Consider the following 13,978-nt stretch of genomic DNA (forward strand, 5'->3'; position numbering starts at 1 on the left):
ATGCATGCCAGAGCCCACCTCCCGCATCAGCGGCATCCGCACCATCGGCGTTCCGGTCACCGACCAGGACAAGGCCGTCGACTTCTACGTCGGCACGCTCGGCTTCGAGAAGCGGATGGAGATGCCGCTTCCGCAGCTCGGCTCCCGCTGGATCGAGGTCGCCCCGGCTGGGGCGGCGGTATCCCTCGCGCTCGTCCGGGCAAACGACGGCCTGCCCAGTGGCGGCGAGAGCGGCGTCCGGTTCACCACCGGCGATGCGGCCGCTCTACACGCCGACCTGACCGCTGCCGGCGTGGAGGTCGGTGAGCTCCTGAACTGGCCCGGCGTCCCACCGATGTTCACCTTCCGTGACCAGGACGGCAACGGCCTCGAGATCGTTCAGGACCCCGCCGACCAGTAGCCGGCTCGCCGTCGTCCTGGCCGACGAGGTCAGCGCACGGCGGCAACCACCAGCAGTGCGATGCCCACGACCGCGGCGGCGAGCCCCACCCACATCAGGATCCGTTGCGTCCGCTGGGCGGAGCTGCGCAGCTCCGCCTCGCTGCGGGTGGAGATGACGAACATGCCGCCGTCGGCGGGCTTGCCGACCGTCAACTCGCCGTTGCGGTCGTTCGCCTCGCCCAGTACGTAGAGCCGGGTGTCGGGGCGGACGACCCACTCCTCGTACTCGTAACCGATGGTGTCGTTCCCGCGGTTGCCGAAAGTGAGGCCGCCGATCGAGAGACTGAAGGTGCTGGCGGCCTGGGCCGCCGGCTCGAACCGCTCGACCACTCGCTCGGCGTGGTCGATCGCCAGAGTGCCCGGCTCGATCAGCACACTTCCGGTCCCGTCCGTCAGCCGGAACGGCTGCGAGCTGGACAGTTTCGCCACCGATTCCTTTCGCTCCGAGCGGCTGGTGCGGCCCTCGGAATCGGTGGTGGTGTACCAGTAACGGCGCCGGACCTCGTACCGGAACCAGACGCACGACAGCCCGGCCAGCTCGGACGTCAACTCGCCAACGGGCCCGATCGCCGCTGCGCCGGTCACCTCGGCGATCCGCTTGAACCCCCCGCCCCCGAGCTGGTGCACGGTGGCCCGCTCACCGGCCAGTTCGGCCACGGTGGACGTCTCGGTGCCCAGCATTGCCTGCCAGCGCCGCCTGCCGCGCAATGCGAAGCCGACCGCAACGGCCGCTCCCACCAGAAGAACGACGCCGATGATTGCGAGAGCCACGGGCGGAGGTTACAAGGCGGCTCGCTGGGCAATTGGGGCGAGTTGATAATGCCTATCCGGTACTTTCGCACGCAAAGTTCGATTCAGTATGATTTGCGTGGTTTAGATTGTTCGGTCCGAGGGGGCGACGCGACACTGCAAGATCACGCCGAGATCCGGCTGTTCGCCCTCGCCGGGGCGGATCGGGGGATCTCGTGGCGATCATGGTGCTCGGCAGCGGGGTCGCCGCGGCGGCCGACGACGTACTCTGCCCACCCCTCGGTGGCAGAGCACGCCGACGTGCAGTCGCGCTTGACAGCGATCAACATGCCGCGTGCAATATATCGCATGCCGGTCCCGCAGAGCCACGGTCTCGTCTCCCGATCCCTCCTCCGGGAGAACGCGTACCGGGCCATCCGCGACGCGATCGTCGACGGCACGCTCGCGCCGGGCGAGCGGCTCAACGACGCCGACCTGGTGGAGTGGCTGGGGGTCAGCCGGACCCCGGTGCGGGAGGCGTTGGCCCGGCTGGAGCAGGCCGGGCTGGTGCAGACCAAGCCCGGGCGCTACACCATCGTCAGCCCACTGGACGTCCGTGCGGCCCGGTCCGCGCAGTCGGTGACCGCCGCCGTGCACGAGCTCGCCGTGCGGGAGTCGCTGCCGAACCTGTCCGCCGTCGAGCTCGACGCGATGCGCGCGGCCAACGCCCGGTTCGCGGACGCGCTGCGACGCGGCGATGTCGACGCGGCGGTCGTGGCCGACGACGAGTTCCACGGCGTCCCGGTCGCGGCCAGTGCCAACGGTGCGATTCGCAGCGTCCTCGAGCAGTTCACCCCGCTGCTGCGGCGCGTGGAGCACCTGCGTTTCTCCTCGCTGAGCGGGCGCAGCTCGGTGGCGCAACACGATCGGATCATCGCGTTGTGCGAGGCGGGGGACGCCGACGGCGCCGCCGCGGCCGTCCGCGCCAACTGGGAGACGCTGGCGCCGCTGCTCGACACGCTGACCCCCGACGGCGACCGCCCGGCCGACGCAGCCGACGCGTCCCCGCGCTGACCACGCCGGCGCCACCGCGACCACTCACCCGAGGAGCCACATGCCCATCGCCGACTTCGAGCGGTACCCGCTGCTGTTCGGCCCCAGCCCCGTCCATCGTCTGGAGCGGCTCACCGCGCACCTCGGCGGGGCCCGGATCTGGGCCAAGCGGGAGGACTGCAACAGCGGGCTCGCGTACGGGGGCAACAAGACGCGGAAGCTGGAGTACCTGGTCCCCGACGCGCTGGCGAAGGGCGCGGACACCCTCGTGAGCATCGGTGGCGTGCAGTCCAACCACACCCGGCAGGTGGCTGCCGTCGCCGCCCGGCTCGGCCTCAAGGCCGTGCTCGTCCAGGAGAGCTGGGTGGACTGGCCGGACGCGGTCAACGACAAGGTCGGCAACATCCTGCTGTCCCGCATCATGGGTGCCGACGTGCGCCTGGTCCAGGCCGGATTCGGCATCGGGTTCAAGGACAGCTGGAACCAGGCGCTGGAGGACGTCCGCGCGGCCGGAGGCACCCCGTATGCGATCCCCGCCGGAGCGTCCGACCACCCGCTCGGTGGCCTCGGGTTCGCCAACTGGGCCTACGAGGTGCAGGAGCAGGAACGCGAGCTCGGCGTCTTCTTCGACACGATCGTGGTCTGCAGCGTCACCGGCAGCACGCAGGCCGGGATGATCGCCGGCTTCGCAGGCCAGGACCGGCCTCGCCGCGTCCTCGGCATCGACGCCTCGGCCAAGCTCGCCGAGACCAGTGCCCAGGTGGAGAAGATCGCCCGCCACACGGCCGAGCTCCTCGGCCTGGGACGAGACCTGCGCGACGACGAGATCACCCTGCTGGAGGGCTGGGCAGGCGCCGAGTACGGGATCCCTGTGCCGTCCACCCTGGACGCGATCCGGCTCACCGGACGACTCGAAGGCATGATCATCGATCCCGTGTACGAGGGGAAGTCGATGGCCGGGCTCATCGACCTCGTCCGCCGGGGTGACATTCCCGAGGACTCCGACGTCCTCTATGTCCACCTCGGCGGCCAGCCGGCACTGAACGCCTACAGCGGCGCGTTTCACTAGCCGGGAGTCGGATCGGTCCTGGTCTGCCCCGAGGTCGGGATGCTGCAGAATGTCGGGGAGACCTTGATGCCGGGGCTGACGGGTCTTCGGGTGCCTGCGGTTCGGAGACACCCGTAGAGCGCGGCACAGCTGGAGGCGGCACCGTGAGTGCGACGATCGCGATCGAACCGGTGTCATCTCGGGAGGATCGGTTCGGTCACCCGGCGCTGTTCTACCGCGGGCTCGACGAGTACCTGGCCGGCACCCTGCCGTTCGTCCACGACGGCTTGGCCGCGGGCGAGCCGGTCGCCGTCGCCGTGCCTGCTGCTCGCCTGGAGCCGCTGCGCGGGGAGCTTGGTTCCGCTGCGGAGCGGGTGCGGTTCCTGGACATGGGCGAGGCCGGACGCAACCCCGGCCGGATCCTGCCGAGCGTGCTGCTGGCCTTCGCGGAGGAGCACGCCGGGGCTGCCCGCGTCCGCATCATCGGCGAGCCGATCTGGGCAGGCCGCAGCGCCGTGGAGTACCCGGCGTGTGTGCAGCACGAGGCCCTGATCAACCTGGCTTTCGCGGGCCGACCCGCCACCATCCTGTGCCCGTACGACGCCGTGGGTCTGTCCGCCGAGGTGCTGGCCGACGCCGAGGCCACGCACCCGGTGGTGGTGGACGCCCGCGGCTCCCGGGCCAGCGCGGCCTACGCGGCCGACCGCGTGCTCGCCGAGTTCAACCGCCCGTTCCCGGAGCCGGAGCAGCACCGGCCGTTGCTGGTCGACGCCACGGTGCTGGCCCGGGCCCGGCGTCTCGCCGAGGCGGCGGCCATCGACGCCGGTCTCGACGAGGACCGCGTCGCCGACGTCGAGATGGTGGCCAACGAACTGGTCACCAACAGTGTCGAGCACGCCGGCGGCACGGGCGTGCTCCGCATCTGGACCGAGGATGCGCTTCTCGTCGTCGAGGTCCGCGACTCGGGGCAGTTGCTCGACCCCCTCGTCGGCAGGCGCCGGCCCGACCCGCTGCAGCGCCGCGGGCGGGGGCTGTTCGTGGTCAACCAGCTCGCTGATCTCGTCCGCCTGCACACCGCGGTCGACGGCACGACCGTCCGGGCCTACTTCCGGCTTCCATGATCACCGTGCACCTGGTCGTTCCCGATCATGAACGGGTGCACGTTCGCGGCTGACGGGACCGGAACGGGCATGCGTCATGATGTGCGGGTGCCGAGATCACCGATTCTCGATGTCCCGATCGCCGAGGACCCCATCCGGCTCGGCCAATTCCTCAAGCTCGCCGGTCTCGCCGAGGACGGCGGGCACGCCAAGGCGCTGCTGGAGGCCGAGGAGGTGCTGGTGAACGGCCGGGTGGAGACGCGAAGGGGCGCACAGCTGCGGGCCGGGGACGTCGTTGCGGTGGACGACCGGCGAGCCCGGCCGGTCACGCCCGGCTGAGCCGCTCGTCGGCCTGGCGCCGGATCTCGTGAGACCGGCGCCGGCCGTGGTGGGTCTGCTCAGTAGCCGACGTAGTCGCCGGAGCTGTTGCTGCGGCCGCCGGCCTTGAGGGTGGACACCCCGTACTGCGCGATCATGTACCGCACGCCCGCGGTGATGTTGGCGACCGGGTCGGTGATGGACCGGCCGGCCAGCGAGGGGTGCACGTAGGCGCGGAAGGTGGACGGGATCGTCTGCATGAGGCCCTGCGACGGGGTGCCCCGGCGGGCGTTGCTGTCCCAGGTGTTGATCGCGCGGGGGTTGCCGCCGGACTCGGACATGATGATCTTCTTGAGCCCGGAGGCGTAGGACTGCGGCAGATCCATGATCTGCAGGGCCTCGGCGATCCAACCGTCCAGGCCACCGCGCTTGATCAGGGCGTCGATCCGGTCGTTCTCGGCCTGTTCACGCGCCTGCTTGGCGTGCAGTTCGGCCAGCTCCGCGGCCAGGGAGGCCGCCTTGTCGAGCCGGGCCAGCTGCTCGTCCTGACCGTCGGTCGTGTCGGTCGTGTAGCTCACCGGGAGCAGGGTGGCGGCGGCACCGGAGTAGAGCGGCGAGCTGCTCGCCGCGAGCTCGGTGTCGAGCTCGTCGGCGGCGGCGGTCGGGGTGCTGCCGCCCGGGTTGGGGACGAGAGCGGTGAACGTGCCGGTGGCCACCGCGCCGACGGCGGCAGCTGTGGCGAGAACGGTCGTGCGGAGTGCCGGTCCGGAGTGCGCCGGCGCCGAAGCCGTCTTGTGTCGCGCGGACGCGGGGTCGAAAGTCCACTGTGCGCGACGACCACGGGGGGAGCGGTGTCCTGCCAACGAGAGCCCTTTCAGCGCGGGGGAGCGAGCCGTTCACGAGCAACCGGTCGGGGGTCCGGCGAGCCGGGTGGGGAGTCCCGGCTCGGTTGCGCTCATGATCGGATCGTGACGCTGGCGTGACTGTATTGGCGGGCGTCGGTGGCGAGCAAGGCGAGGGGTGCCCGGTCACCGCACCCCACCTGCCGCTCGGCTCCAAAGGGCTCCAGGAATGAATATCTGCCGCATCCGATGAACGTTCACTCCATGCGGTGAACGGTCCTGGTCGGGAGAAGAAGGCACGAATCACCGAATTCGTGCCAGAGGTAGCCGCGGTCGACGGCAGCGGCGCACGCCCGCCCGACGAGCGCCGTCCCGGCCACGGCCTCGAGAAGCAGCAGGTGGGACGCCGTCGGCTCGTGCCATCCCGTCACGAGCCCGTCCACCACGCGCGCCGGACGGTCCGGGCCGAGCACGAGGTGGGTCCAGCCGGCTCCCGGCCGCACCAGACCCCCCGGATCGGCCACCGTCTCCAGCGCTCGCGTGACCGTGGTGCCGACCGCGACCACCCGCCCGCCGGCGGCTCTGGTGGCGTTCACGAGGTCGGCCGTGGCGGCGGGTACCCGGTAGCGCTCGGGGAGCGGCACCTCGCCGGCCTCGAGCGACGACACCCCCGTGTGCAGCACCAGCTCCGCGACGCCGACGCCGCGCCTGCGCAGACCCGCCAGCACCTCGGGGGTGAACGGGCGGGCGGCACTGGGCATCTCGGCGCTGGCGAACTCCGGGCCCGGGGTGGCGAAGACCGTCCGGTACGCGTCGAGCGGCCAGTCCCCCCGGAGGTAGGAGTACCGGATCGGCCGGCCCACCTCGGCCAGCCATGCCCGCAGCCCGCCTGCCACCGCTATCCGGGCGCGCCACAGCCTGCTCCCGGTGCTCACCCGGGGGTCCGGGTGCCCGGCCATCAGCGTGGCCACCACGCCGCCGGGCAGCCGGATCGACTCGCCGGCGCGGCCGTCGAGGACCCGCCGTCCGTCCGGGGTCCGCAGCTCGACGACGAACAGCTCGTCGGGTGCGGGACCGGAGATGTGCAGGGTGACGGGTGGCGCGTCGGCCGACGGCGCGTCCGGCCGGTGCCCGTCCACGGCGGCGGGCTCGGTGTCGGTGGTGTTGACGACCACGAGGTCGCCACGGCGCAGCGCCGAGGGCAGGTTGCGGAAGGTCGTGTGCCGCAGCGGCCCGTGGCCCCGGGCCACCAGGAGCCGCACGCCGTCCCTGGGCACCCCCCGGACCTCGGGTGGCTCGGCGGCGGAGAGCTCGGGCGGCACCGTGAACGTCGTGGCCGCGGCAGCCCTCACGTCGTGCTCCCGGCCGGCTGGGCCGTCGCACCGGCACCGGGCGTCGGCGCACCGTCGGAGAGGTCCGCAGCGCGGTACCGGCCGCTCTCCGGCCGCCTGTCGAGCAGGCGCAGGAGCGCCGGGGTGACCGACTCCGGCTCCGGGCGGTCGGAGATGTCCTCGCCCGGAAAGGCCCGCTGGTGCATCGCCGTGCGCATGTCGCCCGGGTCGAAGGCGTACACCCGCAGTGCGGGCTCCTCGACGGCGAGCACCGCGGCCAGGTGGTCGAGCGCAGCCTTCGCGGAGCCGTAACCGCCCCAGCCCGGGTAGGCCTCGACGGCGGCGTCGGAGCTGAGGGTGATCACGGTGCCCGTTGCCGAGGCGCGCAGCAGGGGTAGTGCGAGCTGGGTGAGCGCGAGTGGGGCCAGCACCGTGGTCTCGAGTACTCCGCGCAGGGCGTCGAGCGGGTAGCGCCCGAGCACGGGCAGCGGGGACGGGCCGAGCTCGCCGGCGTTGTGCACGAGCAGGTCCAGCCGCCCGGCTGCGCTGACGAGCTCCTTCCGGAACCGCGGATCGGTGACGTCGCCGGGCAGGGCGACCACGCCGGGCAGGCCCGCGGTGGCGGCTCGCAGCCTGCCGCCGTCGCGAGCGCAGGCGAACACGGTGGTGCCGCGAGCAGCGAGGGCGGCGGTGAGGGCGAGCCCGAACCCCTGCCCGGCACCGGTGACGATGGCGGTCATATCGGTCATGCGACTACCGTGCGACCTGAAGTCAGCTTCAGGTCAAGGGGGACGCGGATGGAGACGACCGACCTGCTCACCATCGGAGAGGTGGCGCACCGGAGCGGCTTTCCGCCGTCGGCGCTGAGGTACTACGAGCGGGAGGGGCTCCTGCGCACCACCCGCACCTCCGGTGGTCAGCGGCGGTACGAACGCTCGGTGCTGCGGAGGCTCGCGTTCATCCGGGCGGCGCGCACCATCGGCGTCGGTCTGGACGAGGTGCGCCAAGGCCTCGACCAGCTCCCGGACGGCCGGACCCCGACCAAGTCGGACTGGTCACGGCTGTCGCGGTCGTGGCGAGGGCGCCTCGACGAGCAGATCCAGGCTCTCGTCGCACTGCGGGACGGACTCGACTCGTGCATCGGCTGCGGGTGTCTCTCCCTGCAGCGCTGCCGCCTCTACAACCCCGGCGACCAGGTGTCGGAGTTCGGCCCCGGCGCGAGGCTGCTGCCACCGATGCTGCGGCGCACCCCGGCAGAGGGTGTCTGAGCAGCGCTGCCGGGGCGCGCTGGCTACGAGGAGAGCAGCCGCGGGCGGGCGGACCAGCGCGCGGGCAGCGAGCGGTCGACCCAGGCGTGGAGCTCCTCGGCGGGCGGCCGGGTGCTGATCGCCGACTGCTCGTGCTCGGCGAGGAAGGCGGTGGTGCGCTCCTCCCAGCCGACGCCCAGGCAGGGCACGCCGGTGGACACGGCGAAGATCAGCGCGTGGATGCGCAGGCCGAACAGCGCGTCGGCCTCACTCACCACCGCCTTGGCCAGCGCCGGCGGCAGCTGCGGGCCGAGCACCGGGACCGGCCGTCCGAGCCGCTCGCCGAGCTCCTGGATCAGCACCTCGTCGCGCCGGGCGAGCCCGAGCCCGTAGTCGGCGTGGGTGCTGATGGCCAGCCCTGCGACGGCGCCGCCCCGCTCGATCCAGCGGCGCGCGAGCGTCTCGGCGGCGTCCTGCAGGCAGTCGACGAGGATCGGGTTGGGCAGTGCCTTGGGTGCGACGAGCAGCAGCGGCACCGCCGGGTCGACGCCGGCGGCCGCGAGTGCGCGCCGGGCGTCGGCGTCGGGGGCGGGCGTGAGCCCCATCGCGAGGTCGCCCACGACCGGCGCCACGATCGCCTTGCCCAGCGTGGCTGCGGACACCTCGTCGCGCACGGTGATGCGGCCGGGCTTGCGGACCGAGCGGCGCAGCAGGTCGAGCACCCGCTCCGGGGTGCCCGGGTAGACGCCGATCGCGACGTAGGCGATGTCGCGGCCGCGGGCCGTGGCGGCCCAGACGATCGCCGGGAGCGCCTTGACCAGAGACGACGCGCCGGTGCCGAAGAGGCCGCCGCCCACCACCGCGATGCCGTCGCACCACTTGAGCGCCTTCGTGAAGGGGATGCCCTCCATCGCCACCGCGGGGACCCGGTGCAGGGCCTCGACCATCCGCGGGTTGCGCGACACCACGCGCACCTCGGTGTCGTCGGGGAGCTCCTGCAAGGTGCGGGCGAGCATCGCCTCGTCGCCGGTGTTGCCGTTGCCGAAGTTCCCGATGATCAGGACGCGGGTGGCGCGGGGCGTGGTGGCGCCACGGCTCTCCTCGGCAGCGTGGCGCCTGCCGAGATCGGCAAGCTGCTGGCGGATGAGGCTGGTGCGGGGATCCGTCATCGAGTTCCTCGGGTCGGCGCAACTCTCCGTGACCATCGACCTGAGTTGCGGGGAGCTGCATGGCCGCGGTCACTCGTTCGACGCAGCCTACGACGTCTCCGGGACTGCTCGGTCGGGGTGTTCGCCGAACGGCCCCTGTGACGCGGTCGCCGACCGGCGTCCCACCGACTGCTCTACCCATATGATCGTATGATGATCTACGAGATCCGCGAGTACACCACCGTCCCGGGACGCCTGCCTGCGCTGGTCAAGCGCTTCAATGACCACACGCTGGGCTACTTCGGCAAGCACGGCATGGAGGTGGTCTTCCTGTCCGTCACCGAGCTCGGCGAGAACTCCAACAACGAGCTGGTCTACGTGCTGCAGTTCGACTCCTACGACGACATGTCGTCGAAGTGGGCGGCGTTCCAGGCCGACGCCGGGTGGCGCGAGGCACGCAGCGCGAGCGAGGCCGACGGCCCGATCGTGGCGAAGATCAGCAGGCGCGTGCTCAGCACCGCGCCGTTCGCCCCTGCGGGGTCGTGAACTTCGCCTATCGGTCAGGCGCAGATGGGTGCGGATGTCGATCCGATGAGCGAGGGTTGAGGACGTGTCTGCATCCGTGGAGCGCTGGCTCACCCTCGAGGGACTCGACAACGTCCGGGACGTCGGCGGCCTGCCGCTGCGTTCCGGCGGCAGCACGCGGCCGGGCATCCTGCTCCGCAGCGCCTCGCTGCACTACTGCACCCCGGCCGACGTCGACCATCTGATCGACGTGATCGGGCTGAAGCTGGTGCTGGACCTGCGCACGCCCCGGGAGATCGACCGCGACGGGCCCACCGCCGTCGCCCGCGCCGGGGTCGAGACGGTGGCGCTCGACTTCCTCCCCGACGGTGGCCGGACGCTTCCCGAGACCGACGACGACACCGACCCGATGGTGCGCAACTACCTCGGTTACCTGTCCGACCGTGGGGAGAACGTCGTCGCCGCGGTGCGGCTGCTGGCCGCACCGGACGCCGGGCCGACGCTGGTGCACTGCGCGGCGGGCAAGGACCGCACCGGGACGCTCGTTGCGCTGGTGCTCGACGCGGTCGGCGTCGAGCGTGATGCGGTGGTGGCCGACTACGCGCTCTCCGCCGAGCAGGTGGAGGCGTTGTTCCGCCGCTGGACCACGGCGTCGGGTGAGCCGATGCCCGACGACATCTCCCGGCACCTCCCGCGGGCCGAGGTGATGACCACGGTGCTCGACCACCTCGACGCGGAGTTCGGGGAGAACGGCACGGGCGGGGCGGCCGGGTGGCTGCTGGCCAACGGCCTGGACGAGGAGTCGTTGGCGCGCCTGCGCGCCCGGTTCACGGCCGAGTAGCGCCCCGCTCGGCAGGCGGCTCGCGGGGTGGAACCGGGCGACTCGCGGGCGCGATTCGGGCGACTCGCGGGGTGGGATCGGGCGACTCGCGGGTGGCCGCGGGTGGCTCGTGGGTCAGGGAAGCTCTTCGATCGTCACGGTGGTGTCGAGCTTGCGCAGGGCGGCGGGTTCGCCGGTGACCGCCGGCCAGCCCCGGCGACGGGCGCTGGCGGCCACCTGGCCCGCGACGATGTCGTCCTGCCCGGACGCGGCCAGCAGCAGCCCGGACTCCAGCGCGGAGGCCGGGCCGAGCTCGTCGATCACGGTGTTGGGCAGGTCCAGCAGCACCTGCAGGGCCGGGTGGTGCTCGGGTTCGAGCAGGGCCCACGCCCGGCCGAGCGCGGCGCTCGGGACGGCCAGCACGATGTTCTCCTCGACCGCGGCCCAGACCAGGGCACGCACGTAGACCGGCCGGCCGATGGCGAAGGCGGCCAGCGCGGTGGCGTCGAGGACGCGTCCGCCGATCATGCGGCGCCCGCCGGGGCGCCGCCCGGGTGCCGGGTGGTCATCAGGCGGCGCCCGCACGGGCGTTCGTGGCCGGGCGGGGCCGGGCTGCGCGGGCGGCCGTCATCGCGGCGCCCCCAGGCTCAGGACCCATCAGACCGCGGCCGCGGGAGGTACCAGGCGCAGCGTCCGGCGCGCCTCGGCCAGCTCGGCGGGCGGGGGCGGACCGCCGTAGAGGTCGGCGAGGGTGGCGAGGGACCGGTCACGGAGCTGGCGGGCGGAGACGGCGTCGGCGACGTACGCGGAGATGCTTCTGGCCGCCCCGCGCCGCACGGCGTTGCGAGCCTCGTCGACCAGCTCGGCCGGGAGGCTCACCGTGACACGCTCAGTGCGCATGTGCGGAGCGTACCGGCCGTTGGTCTGGCGCTCACCCACCGTCAACCTCTGCCGGTGGCCGCGGTTCGCGTGGGGGGCGGTGCGCCGGGCGACTCGGGCCCGTGGATCGGGCGACTCGCGGGTTGTCGGGGTCGGTGTCGGTGTCGGTGTCGGGTGAGGGGTACGCAGGTTACTCGTCGGTATGCCAAGGTGATCCCAGCGCGATCGTGACGAGGAGGCCGCATGGACCTGACGTACACCGCAGCGGAGGAGGAGTTCCGCAGCGAGCTGCGGTCCTGGCTGCTGGCCAACATCGCGGAGGAGTGGCAGCGGCCGGGCTTCTGGGAGTCGCTCGGCGACGACGAGAGCTTCCGGCTGCGCCGGGACTGGGAGCGCGACAAGGCGCTCGCCGGCTTCGCGGGCATCGAGTGGCCCACCGAGTTCGGCGGCCGCGGCGGCACCCCGGGCATGCGGGCGATCTACGACGAGGAGATGGTGCTGGCGCGCGCCCCGCGCACCGTCAACCCGCTCGGTCTGTCGTTCCTCGCCCCCACCGTGATGGCGATCGGCACGGACGCGCAGAAGAAGGAGATCGTCGGGCCGCTCCTGCGCAACGAGGTGATCTGGTGCCAGGGCTTCTCCGAGCCCGGCGCCGGCTCCGACCTCGCGGCGCTGTCCACGAGAGGCGTGCGTGACGGTGACGACTTCGTGGTCAACGGCCAGAAGGTGTGGACCACCAACGCCGTGCACGGCGACAAGATCTTCACCATGGTGCGCACGGAGGCAGGCTCCGCCAAGCACCGTGGCATCTCGATGCTGCTGATCGACATGCACCAGCCCGGCGTCGAGGCGAGGCCGCTCAAGCAGATGAGCGGGGCCAGCGAGTTCGGCGAGGTGTTCTTCACCGACGCGCGGGTGCCTGCCACCGACTGCCTCGGGGAGATCGGGGACGGTTGGCGCACGGCGATGCTGCTGCTGTCCTTCGAGCGCGGCGCGTCCGGCATCGCGCAGTACACCGAGTTCCGCCGCCAGTACGACGAGATCGTCGCGGTGGCGAAGAAGCTCGGCCGCGACCGCGACCCGGTGGTGCGCGACAAGCTCGCCCGGGTCCTCACCGAGCTGGAGTGCCTGCGCCTGCACGCCATGCACGTCCTCACGCAGGTGGAGCAGGGGCGCGACCTCGGCTTCGAGGCGTCGATGACGAAGCTGCAGTGGTCGGAGACCTTCCAGGACCTGTGGGAGGTCTTCGACGACGTCCTCGGCGAGGACGCCACGCTCGACGCGATCGACGGTCTCGACATCCGGCCGCTGCACGCCCAGTCGATGTGGTCGCGGTCCGTCACGATCTGGGGCGGGTCCTCGCAGGTGCAGCGCAACATCACCGCCGAGCGCGTGCTCGGCCTCCCGCGATAGGAGCTGGTCATGTTCTTCGCCCCGACCGAGGACCAGCGCGAGTTCGGTGCCGCCGTGCGCGGCTACCTCGCCGATCGGTTCGACCTGGAGGCGGTCCGCGCGGTCGTCGAGGATCCGGCGGGCGACGGGCACCCCGCGTCACTCTGGAAGGCCGCCGCCGAGCAGGGCTGGCTGGCGGTGCTCGTGCCCGAGGAGCACGACGGGCTCGGGCTCGGGCTGGTCGAGGCACAGGTGATCGCCCGCGAGCTCGGCGCCGGCGCGGCCCCGGGACCGTGGCGGGGCACCGTACTGGCCGCGGAGGCGATCCGGCTGGCCGGGTCGGACGAGCAGCAGGCGGCCTGGCTCCCCAGGCTCGCCGGTGGTGACGCCGTGGGCGCGCTGACCCTGCGGGGCAGCGCCCCGGGCACGCTCCCGACGGTGGAGTACGGCGAGATCGCCGACGTCGTCGTCGCGCGGTCGGGCGACGGGCTCGTACTGGTCGAGGGCGCCCCCGCCACGCGGCAGGGCTCCTACGACGGCACGGTGCGGCTCGCCGCGCTGGAGGCGGGCGCGGGTCAGGCCCTGCCGGGGGCGAGCGCCGAGGTGCTCGACGAGCTCGCTGCGCGCGCCACCGTCCTCGCCGCCGCCGACCTGGTCGGGATCGCGCGCGAGGCGCTCTCCCGCACGGTGGCCTACGACCGCGAACGGCAGCAGTTCGGCGTGCCGGTCGGGTCGTTCCAGGTGATCAAGCACGCGCTGGCCGACCTGCACATCGGCGTGACCATGGCCGAGCACGCCGTGCTCTACGCCGCCCATGCCGTTGACACCGGGTTGCCCGACGCCCCGCTCGCCGTCTCGGTGGCGAAGGCCAAGGCAGGTGACGTCGCCGTCGACGCGACCGCCGCGATGATCCAGTACCACGGCGGCATCGGATACACCTGGGAGCACGAGTCGCACTTCTACTACAAGCGCGCCAAGCGGTTGGCCGGCCAGTTCGGCGACTCCGCCGCCCATCGCGGGAGGATCGCCGACCTCACGATCACCGGCTGATGCGGACGGGCGCTACCGAGAGGCGGGCCAGTGCGGCGCCGTTCACGGCGGTGGT

Annotated in this window: 17 protein-coding genes; 10 read left to right on the top strand and 7 right to left on the bottom strand. The window is 72.5% G+C overall.

What is annotated here, in order from left to right; translation table 11 throughout:
• Positions 1–4: 4 nt before the first annotated feature.
• The gene (locus tag ACQPZA_RS05345) at positions 5–400 is read left to right on the top strand and encodes a VOC family protein (RefSeq protein WP_433278889.1); all 396 of its coding nucleotides are present in this window, start codon (positions 5–7) and stop codon (positions 398–400) included.
• Positions 401–429: 29 nt separating this feature from the next.
• Here the strand turns inward: ACQPZA_RS05345 and ACQPZA_RS05350 are convergent, their stop codons facing one another.
• Complete coding sequence (locus tag ACQPZA_RS05350; RefSeq protein WP_433278891.1) at positions 430–1,212, bottom strand: E3 ubiquitin ligase family protein; 783 nt, start codon at positions 1,210–1,212, stop codon at positions 430–432.
• Between the two features lie 327 nt (positions 1,213–1,539).
• Between ACQPZA_RS05350 and ACQPZA_RS05355 the strand changes: the two genes are divergently transcribed.
• The 4 genes from ACQPZA_RS05355 (at position 1,540) to ACQPZA_RS05370 (ending at position 4,710) form a co-directional block, all read left to right on the top strand.
• On the top strand, positions 1,540–2,244 hold the full coding sequence (locus ACQPZA_RS05355) for a GntR family transcriptional regulator (RefSeq protein ID WP_433278893.1): 705 nt from the start codon (positions 1,540–1,542) through the stop codon (positions 2,242–2,244).
• Between the two features lie 40 nt (positions 2,245–2,284).
• Positions 2,285–3,292, top strand: a complete 1,008-nt coding sequence (locus tag ACQPZA_RS05360) for a 1-aminocyclopropane-1-carboxylate deaminase (RefSeq protein WP_433278895.1) — start codon at positions 2,285–2,287, stop codon at positions 3,290–3,292.
• A 143-nt stretch (positions 3,293–3,435) separates the two neighbouring features.
• The gene (locus ACQPZA_RS05365; RefSeq protein ID WP_433278896.1) at positions 3,436–4,392 is read left to right on the top strand and encodes an anti-sigma factor RsbA family regulatory protein; all 957 of its coding nucleotides are present in this window, start codon (positions 3,436–3,438) and stop codon (positions 4,390–4,392) included.
• An 87-nt stretch (positions 4,393–4,479) separates the two neighbouring features.
• Positions 4,480–4,710 (top strand): RNA-binding S4 domain-containing protein, encoded by a 231-nt coding sequence (locus tag ACQPZA_RS05370; protein WP_312859216.1) that lies wholly within the window; start codon positions 4,480–4,482, stop codon positions 4,708–4,710.
• Between the two features lie 59 nt (positions 4,711–4,769).
• On the opposite strand, the gene ACQPZA_RS05375 is transcribed toward ACQPZA_RS05370, so the two are convergent.
• From ACQPZA_RS05375 to ACQPZA_RS05385, 3 genes are all read right to left on the bottom strand, one after another.
• Positions 4,770–5,405 (bottom strand): transglycosylase SLT domain-containing protein, encoded by a 636-nt coding sequence (locus tag ACQPZA_RS05375; RefSeq protein ID WP_433278899.1) that lies wholly within the window; start codon positions 5,403–5,405, stop codon positions 4,770–4,772.
• Positions 5,406–5,788: 383 nt separating this feature from the next.
• Complete coding sequence (locus ACQPZA_RS05380; RefSeq protein WP_433278901.1) at positions 5,789–6,883, bottom strand: S-adenosylmethionine:tRNA ribosyltransferase-isomerase; 1,095 nt, start codon at positions 6,881–6,883, stop codon at positions 5,789–5,791.
• Positions 6,880–7,611 (bottom strand): SDR family NAD(P)-dependent oxidoreductase, encoded by a 732-nt coding sequence (locus tag ACQPZA_RS05385; protein WP_433278903.1) that lies wholly within the window; start codon positions 7,609–7,611, stop codon positions 6,880–6,882. Before ACQPZA_RS05385 ends, ACQPZA_RS05380 begins: the two co-directional genes overlap by 4 nt.
• 48 nt (positions 7,612–7,659) lie before the next feature.
• Here ACQPZA_RS05385 and soxR point away from each other — a divergent pair, with 48 nt between their 5' ends.
• The gene (soxR, locus tag ACQPZA_RS05390; protein WP_169397098.1) at positions 7,660–8,130 is read left to right on the top strand and encodes a redox-sensitive transcriptional activator SoxR; all 471 of its coding nucleotides are present in this window, start codon (positions 7,660–7,662) and stop codon (positions 8,128–8,130) included.
• 23 nt (positions 8,131–8,153) lie between these two features.
• Here the strand turns inward: soxR and ACQPZA_RS05395 are convergent, their stop codons facing one another.
• A complete protein-coding gene (locus ACQPZA_RS05395) occupies positions 8,154–9,278 on the bottom strand; it encodes a polysaccharide pyruvyl transferase family protein (RefSeq protein ID WP_169397099.1) in 1,125 nt (374 codons plus the stop codon).
• Positions 9,279–9,467: 189 nt separating this feature from the next.
• Between ACQPZA_RS05395 and ACQPZA_RS05400 the strand changes: the two genes are divergently transcribed.
• Together ACQPZA_RS05400 and ACQPZA_RS05405 are read left to right on the top strand one after the other, a co-directional pair.
• Positions 9,468–9,803, top strand: coding sequence for an NIPSNAP family protein (locus ACQPZA_RS05400; RefSeq protein WP_433278906.1), 336 nt, complete (start codon positions 9,468–9,470; stop codon positions 9,801–9,803).
• A 64-nt stretch (positions 9,804–9,867) separates the two neighbouring features.
• Complete coding sequence (locus tag ACQPZA_RS05405; RefSeq protein ID WP_433278909.1) at positions 9,868–10,623, top strand: tyrosine-protein phosphatase; 756 nt, start codon at positions 9,868–9,870, stop codon at positions 10,621–10,623.
• Positions 10,624–10,737: 114 nt separating this feature from the next.
• On the opposite strand, the gene ACQPZA_RS05410 is transcribed toward ACQPZA_RS05405, so the two are convergent.
• Together ACQPZA_RS05410 and ACQPZA_RS05415 are read right to left on the bottom strand one after the other, a co-directional pair.
• The gene (locus ACQPZA_RS05410) at positions 10,738–11,130 is read right to left on the bottom strand and encodes a hypothetical protein (RefSeq protein ID WP_169397102.1); all 393 of its coding nucleotides are present in this window, start codon (positions 11,128–11,130) and stop codon (positions 10,738–10,740) included.
• A gap of 129 nt (positions 11,131–11,259) precedes the next feature.
• Positions 11,260–11,502 (bottom strand): hypothetical protein, encoded by a 243-nt coding sequence (locus tag ACQPZA_RS05415; RefSeq protein ID WP_169397103.1) that lies wholly within the window; start codon positions 11,500–11,502, stop codon positions 11,260–11,262.
• 222 nt (positions 11,503–11,724) lie between these two features.
• On the opposite strand from ACQPZA_RS05415, the gene ACQPZA_RS05420 reads away from it, so the two are divergent.
• Together ACQPZA_RS05420 and ACQPZA_RS05425 are read left to right on the top strand one after the other, a co-directional pair.
• Positions 11,725–12,894: an acyl-CoA dehydrogenase family protein gene (locus ACQPZA_RS05420; RefSeq protein ID WP_169394515.1), complete on the top strand. Its 1,170-nt coding sequence runs from the start codon at positions 11,725–11,727 to the stop codon at positions 12,892–12,894.
• A gap of 9 nt (positions 12,895–12,903) precedes the next feature.
• On the top strand, positions 12,904–13,923 hold the full coding sequence (locus tag ACQPZA_RS05425; RefSeq protein ID WP_433278913.1) for an acyl-CoA dehydrogenase family protein: 1,020 nt from the start codon (positions 12,904–12,906) through the stop codon (positions 13,921–13,923).
• Positions 13,924–13,978 lie beyond the last annotated feature (55 nt).

Source organism: Pseudonocardia xinjiangensis (genome assembly GCF_050948425.1).
In the GTDB taxonomy this organism is placed as follows: domain Bacteria; phylum Actinomycetota; class Actinomycetes; order Mycobacteriales; family Pseudonocardiaceae; genus Pseudonocardia; species Pseudonocardia xinjiangensis.

Excerpts from the sequence above, each read along its gene's own strand:
- ACQPZA_RS05360 (WP_433278895.1), top strand. The coding sequence starts at position 2,285 with ATGCCCATCGCCGACTTCGAGCGGTACCCGCTGCTGTTCGGCCCCAGC.
- ACQPZA_RS05415 (WP_169397103.1), bottom strand. The coding sequence starts at position 11,502 with ATGCGCACTGAGCGTGTCACGGTGAGCCTCCCGGCCGAGCTGGTCGAC.
- ACQPZA_RS05420 (WP_169394515.1), top strand. The coding sequence starts at position 11,725 with ATGGACCTGACGTACACCGCAGCGGAGGAGGAGTTCCGCAGCGAGCTG.
- ACQPZA_RS05410 (WP_169397102.1), bottom strand. The coding sequence starts at position 11,130 with ATGATCGGCGGACGCGTCCTCGACGCCACCGCGCTGGCCGCCTTCGCC.
- ACQPZA_RS05385 (WP_433278903.1), bottom strand. The coding sequence starts at position 7,611 with ATGACCGATATGACCGCCATCGTCACCGGTGCCGGGCAGGGGTTCGGG.
- ACQPZA_RS05400 (WP_433278906.1), top strand. The coding sequence starts at position 9,468 with ATGATGATCTACGAGATCCGCGAGTACACCACCGTCCCGGGACGCCTG.
- soxR (WP_169397098.1), top strand. The coding sequence starts at position 7,660 with ATGGAGACGACCGACCTGCTCACCATCGGAGAGGTGGCGCACCGGAGC.
- ACQPZA_RS05395 (WP_169397099.1), bottom strand. The coding sequence starts at position 9,278 with ATGACGGATCCCCGCACCAGCCTCATCCGCCAGCAGCTTGCCGATCTC.
- ACQPZA_RS05425 (WP_433278913.1), top strand. The coding sequence starts at position 12,904 with ATGTTCTTCGCCCCGACCGAGGACCAGCGCGAGTTCGGTGCCGCCGTG.
- ACQPZA_RS05355 (WP_433278893.1), top strand. The coding sequence starts at position 1,540 with ATGCCGGTCCCGCAGAGCCACGGTCTCGTCTCCCGATCCCTCCTCCGG.
- ACQPZA_RS05345 (WP_433278889.1), top strand. The coding sequence starts at position 5 with ATGCCAGAGCCCACCTCCCGCATCAGCGGCATCCGCACCATCGGCGTT.